Genomic DNA, 5,761 nt, shown 5'->3' on the forward strand with positions numbered 1-5,761 from the left:
CGTCCGTCAGTTCATGCCGCCGCACCATAAGACGCTCCTGCCCAACCCGAGCGCTGATCCACCCACTCAAGCAAGAGCCATCAGAAGGGCCCTAGCCGGTACAGGGCGCGGGTGTTGCCGTGCTCGGTGGCCTGCCGGGCCATGGTTTCGGCGCTCTGACGGTCCCCCGCCGCCTCCCGGATCTCGGCCAGGCGGACTAGGGCTTCGGTGTCGCCGTGGTGGACGGCCTGCCAGTAGAGGGTTTCGGCGCTCTGCCGGTCCCCGGCCTCTTCCCGGCTCACGGCTAGGCGGTACAGGGCGTCGGTGTTGCCGTGCTCGGCGGCCTGCCGGGCCAGGGTCTCGGCGCCCGGACGGTCCCCGGTCCTCTCACGCCGCTCGGCCAAGTGAACAAGGGCGCGGGTGTTGCTGTGCTCGGCGGCCTCTTGGGCCAGGATTTCGGCGACCTGCTGGTCCCCGGCCTCTTCCCTGCTCACGGCCAGGCGGACCAGGGCATCGGTGTTGCCGTACTCCGCGGCGCGGTGTCGGAGGTGGCGGGCCCACTGCAGGCGGTGCCGGGCTTCGGCTGCCAGGGTGAGGTTGTTTAGTTCGTCGGGGTGGGTGAGGTGGGCGTGGGCGGCGTACCAGAAGGAGGAGGGCGGGCACAGGTGTGTGCGGGTGGTGCGGCCGTGTTGTTCGAGGTAGTCGGCGAGCCGGTACACCGGCCCCGTCGTCCCCGCGGCCGGCGAGGCCGCAGCTGGCGAGGGGGTGGATGGGCGTCGTGGGGGCCGGGGCGTGGTACGACGCAGGGGGGCTTGCTTGCCGTGGACAGGCTCGGCGAGTTCGGCGAAGGCGGCTTCGGCCCAGTCGTCGGTGAGCTCGTCGTATTCGGTCTGGCTGAGGTAGTCGGGGGCGGCGTCGGTAAGGAAGGCCTGCGGAAGATGGAGGCCGACGCCGAGGCGGCGTGCGTCCATCGCCGCTTCCAGCAGCGCTTTGGCCGGGGGGCTTGCATGCTGGTAGCGGGTGAGAAGTTCGGGGGCACCGGCCAGGTCCTGGGTGACCCGTCCGTCGGTGTGGGCGCGGGTGAGGGCGTCGGCCAGCAGTCGGTCACCGCCCTCGGCGAGGGCGGCCGCCGCGGCCAGAGCCGGGGCGTCGAAGGAATGCGGGATGGTCACAGTGCGTCCGGAGAGGAGTTCCCGTACCCGGCTGTGTGGATCCTCCCCGCCCGGGGCGGGCAGGGTCATGTACTGGTGGGCGTATTCGGGCCAGAGCGTGCCCAGCACGAGGACCGGCCCGCGCTCCGGGCTGACCAGCAGGTGATGCACGGCCGCCGCGATCCGCTCACCGGCCGACCGGTTCCCGAGGTAGTGCTGGGCCTCGTTCAGCCACACCACGGTCCGCGGCTGGACACGGTGCAGATCCTCCAGGGCGGCCTCGGCACGGGTCGGGTCGAAGGGATGCCACAGACGCCATCTCTTCTGTGCGAGCGGCTGGACAGCTTCCCAGCACGCCCGGGTCTTCCCGGTCGACGAGCTGCCCACCAGGACCACGATCCGGCTGCGGCCGGCCGCCACATCGCTCACCGCCTCGGCCAGCACCCGGTCATGGTCGCGTCGCACGTATCCGGGCAGCGCCCGTGTCCCGGGCGCATCCGAGTCGTCAACGACTTTGCTGTGCCCGGCCGGATGGACCTCCAGATCGTGCGGCTTCCACTCCCCGATCAGCCTGCCGGGCCCCCGCCGTTCACCACTCCCCCCACCCCCACGCCCCGCCGCATCCCGTTGCAGCGCCAGTAACTCCTCGACCGGCAGCTTCAGCGCGCGGGCCAGCGCCACCACGGTCTGCGCCGAGGGGATCGGCCCGTCGGTCTGGAAGGCCTGCGACACGGTCGTACGCCCCAGCCCCGCCCGGCCGGCCAGATCCGTCTTGTTCAGCCGCATACGGGCCAGCCCTTCAGCCAGTCTCCGGCGCAGTTCGATGAGTGCCGGACTGTGGCCGCTCTGCTCGTCGCGCACGTGCTCGCCTCCGGGCCGTGGTGTGTTCGCCGGTGTTCATCTTCGTCCCGGCGAACCCCGACGAACACCACTTCCACGAGCATCGTCCACGTCAACACCCCATCATGTAACGGGAGTCTGCCGTGACCGTCGCCGTCGTCCTCCTCGCCACCGCACTCGTAATCGTCGTCGCGCTGCTGGTCGCCGCCGGCGCTGGCAAGCTCGCCCGCATGGACGGTGCCACGTACCCCGCCGCTCTCGCCCTCACCGTCATCACCCGGATCAGGCTGCCCTCAGCTTCAACCCCACTGCTGCGACGGCGGGTTGGTGCAGGTCTTCCACCTCCACTCGAACCAACAGCGCCTCACGGCGCAAACAGAAATCGCGACAGAGGCATCTTGCGCTGTCCGCTCTCAACCCCCTCCCCCTACGTCGCCCGGGACGCAATCTCTGAGGACGTCAGATACGTACACATAGACGACACGTGGGGCAAACCTGCTTAGGAGGTCACGTACCATGAGTCTCTCAACAGCCACGATCATCCCCCTCTTGGCAGTCGGGGTGGCCTTCACGGGGGCGGCGCCCGCTATGGCAGATCCGCAGCCCAGCCCGACTCCGCCGACCACCAGCACCATGCCGCAGCCCAGCCCTACTCCGCCCACCACCAGCACCATGCCGCAGCCCGGAACGGCTTCGGGATCCGACAACGGGGGGCGGGTCGGCCACGGCCAAGACAACAGGTTCGGGTTCGGCGACGTCCGGCCAGGCCACGGGTTCGGTGACCGGAACCACATCCACCACTTCCGGCTGCACCGGCACCACCGGTTCTGCTTCTTCGTGCACCGCCACGTGGTGATCCGGATTATCCGGTTTGATGACCGTCGTGTGGTGATCGTCAAGACGATCGTCCCCGGCCACCTTGTGTGCCTCAGCCCGTTCAGGGACTTCTGAGGAAAATTTCAGTGTGGGAACTAGGACCTGAAAGAAGTGCCGACCCGGTGACCGCGAACGCGAGACGGTCACCGGGTCGGCGTGGGGTGACCAGCGCCCGAAAGGCGAAGTGCGCTGGCCACGAAGCAGGAGGTCGATGCCCTCGCGCTGGGGCTCGGTCTCGGTCTGCCGATCGTCCGCCACCTGGTGCACGCCTCCGGCGAGGCCATCGCCCTGCACGCCGCACCCGGTACTGGGCTGGACGCAGGCGTGCGGCTGCGGCCGGCGGCCGGACGCGCAGCGGGAGCGGATCACCTCGATCAGCGCGGACGGTTGCGGCGGGTGGAGCCTGTGTTCCATCCAGACTCCTACGGTTACCGGCCGGGGCGGTCGGCGTTGGATGCGGTGGAGCAGTGCCGGCGGCGCTGTCGGCGCAACGACTGGGTGGTTGATCTCGACATCCGGGCGTTCTTCGACAGCGTGGACCATGAGCTGATGCTCAAGGCCGTCGGGCGGCATACCCATGAGGACGGGAAGTGGGTCCTGCTCTACGTCAACCGGTGGCTTGTGGCCCCGCTGGCAAAGCAGGACGGAACGGTGCAGCAGCGGGTTCGTGGAACTTCCCAGGGATCGGCTATTTCAAGATCACCAACAGAGTCCCGGTATTGAGGCTAGCCCGCTTCTCATTCCCGTACCCGGACATCGCGACGTGACCACGCCGGGGCGGCCGGTCGGGCGCCGGTCAGTCCGCCTGACGCGCACCCTTTCGAGCGTCCGCCAGCACCTCGGAAAGTTCGTTGGCGAGTTCGGAGGTCGCCGCGACGACGCCCGACCAGCGGCGGGTAAGGTCCGTGTCGAGGACGATGCCCCTCCCGTGCACATCGCGGACGGCTCCACCCGCCCTCACCACCATGACCTGCGCGGCGGCCAGGTCGACGAGGCGGTGGGTGTCGGAGCAGGCGTCGGCGAAGGCGTCGATGGCGCCCTCAGCGACAAGCGCAGCCTCCAGGCAGGTCGTCGAGAGGATGCGCACACGGGCGGCACGCGAGGCCGCCGCCCACCAGGCAGCGGCGGGGCCGGGCTTGGCGGTGTGCGGACGCAGCATCGACAGGGCCGCGCCGTCCAGCGTGGTACGGCCGGAGGTGCGGTACGGCGTCGGCGTGTCGCGGTGCGCCCACCAGACGCGCCCGGTGTCGAGCCACACGGTGAGCGACTCGGTGAACTCGCCGTCGATCGCGACGGCCCCGGCGAAGGCGGTCAGCGGGACACCCGCGGCACCATTGGCCGAGCCGTCGAGCGGGTCGATGACCAGGGAGTAGGCGCTCGCCTTGTCGATCCAGCCACTCTCCTCGGACAGGATGTTGACGGGGTGCTTGGCGAGCGCGTCGATCACGGCGTCCTCGACGATCCGGTCGATGCGCATGGTCGGGGTGCCGTCGGCACCCATCTCGACGGTCTCGGCGAGCGTCTGCCGGTCGTGCGCGGCGCGCGCCGCTCGGTAGGCCTCGGCGGCGCCCTTGGCGGCCGCGACGAGCGCCGGGTGAGCTGTCTCCGGAACGCCTCCGATGCCGCCGATGGCGTCGTTCATGGCTGTCGTGGCTGTGGTGTCGGTCATGGCTCGTCTCACCTTCCCGTCGCGCTGAGCAGGCCGGCCACGGAGACCGGGGCCTCGCCGTGGTCGAGAAACTCCTCCGCGAGGAGCGTCATGCGTACGGTGTTCTGTCCCGCGTGCGCGGTGACCACGGTGAGGTCGGCGCGCATCCCGGGGACGAGGGCACCTCTGTCCTCGAGCCCCGCGGTGCGCGCGGCACCCACGGTGATCAGGGACACGGCGGTGTGCAGCGGTACGACGCCACGCTCGGCGAGCCGTACGGCGGCGGCGAGCAGCGTCGTCGGCATGTAGTCGCTGGAGAGGTTGTCGACGAGTCCGGCGGCGATGAGCGCCTCGGCGCTGACGTTGCCGCTGTGCGAGCCGCCGCGCAGGACGTTGGGGGCTCCGGCGACGACGGGCATGCCGGCCTCCTTCGCGGCGCGCGCGGCCTCGACGGTGGTCGGGAACTCGGCGACGGCGGCGCCGGCCTCGCGGACCTGGGCGAGTTCGGGGGCGGACTCGACGTCGTGGGCGAGGAGGCGGATGCGCCCGGACTTTGCCTGCTCGCTGAGGTAGGCGAGGGCGACGGCGCGCTGAGGGATGCCGTCGGCGCGGGCGGCGATGCGCCGCTGGACGAACTCCTCGGCCTCGGCCTCGCCGATCTGCTCCTGCTGCTGGATCATGCGCCGGAAGGAGTCAAGGTCGCGGTACTGGCCCTGACCCGGGGTGTGGTCCTCGTAGGAGACCAGGGGCGCGACGCCGGTGTCGGGCAGGGAGTCCAGGACGCCCTTGAGGACCTCGAGGGCCTTGGCCTCGCGGGCGTCGAGGCGGTGCAGCAGCCGGTGGTCGACCAGGCCGACTCCGGCGGCCACGCGTTCCCGTACCGCGGCCGCAAGGGCGAGGGAGCGGTCGATGCTGCGGTCCTTGAGGACATGGGTCTGGTAGCTGACCGCGTGGTACATGGTGGTGACACCGGCGGCGCGGACCCTGCCCTCGAAGCTGGCGACCGCGAATTCTGGCGTGAACTCGACGGTGGGGCGCGGGCGTTGCTCCTTCTCCAGAGCGTCGCTGTGGGTGTCGACGATGCCGGGCAGCAGGAGCGCGCCGCGCAGATCACGGGCCCCGGCGGGCACGCGTCCCGGTTCGGCCCGCGTGACCTCGGCGATCCGGCCGGGCGGGGCGACCCGACCAGCGGCGGCGGGGACCCCGGGGGGGGGCCCCCCCCCCGGCGGGGGCAAAGAATTTGGGGGCGTGGGGGGCCCGCCCAGGG

General features: G+C 70.9%; 6 protein-coding genes. 3 read left to right on the forward strand and 3 right to left on the reverse strand.

Translation table 11 applies throughout. The annotated features are described in order from the left end of the window. Positions 1-80: 80 nt before the first annotated feature. Entirely contained in the window at positions 81-1,991 is a 1,911-nt protein-coding gene (locus tag AB0I54_RS47775) for a helix-turn-helix domain-containing protein (protein ID WP_363302692.1), read from the reverse strand. 122 nt (positions 1,992-2,113) lie between these two features. Between AB0I54_RS47775 and AB0I54_RS47780 the strand changes: the two genes are divergently transcribed. The 3 genes from AB0I54_RS47780 to AB0I54_RS47790 all read left to right on the forward strand — a co-directional run bounded on the left by AB0I54_RS47780 (position 2,114) and on the right by AB0I54_RS47790 (position 3,569). Further along, on the forward strand, positions 2,114-2,473 hold the full coding sequence (locus AB0I54_RS47780; RefSeq protein WP_363302693.1) for a hypothetical protein: 360 nt from the start codon (positions 2,114-2,116) through the stop codon (positions 2,471-2,473). Between the two features lie 169 nt (positions 2,474-2,642). Further along, positions 2,643-2,921, forward strand: a complete 279-nt coding sequence (locus AB0I54_RS47785; RefSeq protein WP_363302694.1) for a hypothetical protein — start codon at positions 2,643-2,645, stop codon at positions 2,919-2,921. A gap of 186 nt (positions 2,922-3,107) precedes the next feature. Further along, complete coding sequence (locus AB0I54_RS47790) at positions 3,108-3,569, forward strand: reverse transcriptase domain-containing protein (RefSeq protein ID WP_363302695.1); 462 nt, start codon at positions 3,108-3,110, stop codon at positions 3,567-3,569. Positions 3,570-3,642: 73 nt separating this feature from the next. Here the strand turns inward: AB0I54_RS47790 and AB0I54_RS47795 are convergent, their stop codons facing one another. Both AB0I54_RS47795 and AB0I54_RS47800 read right to left on the reverse strand, forming a co-directional pair. Beyond that, positions 3,643-4,515 (reverse strand): inositol monophosphatase family protein, encoded by an 873-nt coding sequence (locus AB0I54_RS47795; protein ID WP_363302696.1) that lies wholly within the window; start codon positions 4,513-4,515, stop codon positions 3,643-3,645. An 8-nt stretch (positions 4,516-4,523) separates the two neighbouring features. Next, positions 4,524-5,729, reverse strand: a complete 1,206-nt coding sequence (locus tag AB0I54_RS47800; RefSeq protein WP_363302697.1) for an alpha-D-ribose 1-methylphosphonate 5-triphosphate diphosphatase — start codon at positions 5,727-5,729, stop codon at positions 4,524-4,526. Positions 5,730-5,761 lie beyond the last annotated feature (32 nt).

Origin of the sequence: Streptomyces sp. NPDC050625 (assembly GCF_040654755.1) — a bacterium.
Taxonomy (GTDB): domain Bacteria; phylum Actinomycetota; class Actinomycetes; order Streptomycetales; family Streptomycetaceae; genus Streptomyces.

Bases quoted from the DNA above. Each gene is read 5' to 3' on its own strand.
- AB0I54_RS47785 (WP_363302694.1), top strand. From the start codon at position 2,643: ATGCCGCAGCCCGGAACGGCTTCGGGATCCGACAACGGGGGGCGGGTC.
- AB0I54_RS47795 (WP_363302696.1), bottom strand. From the start codon at position 4,515: ATGACCGACACCACAGCCACGACAGCCATGAACGACGCCATCGGCGGC.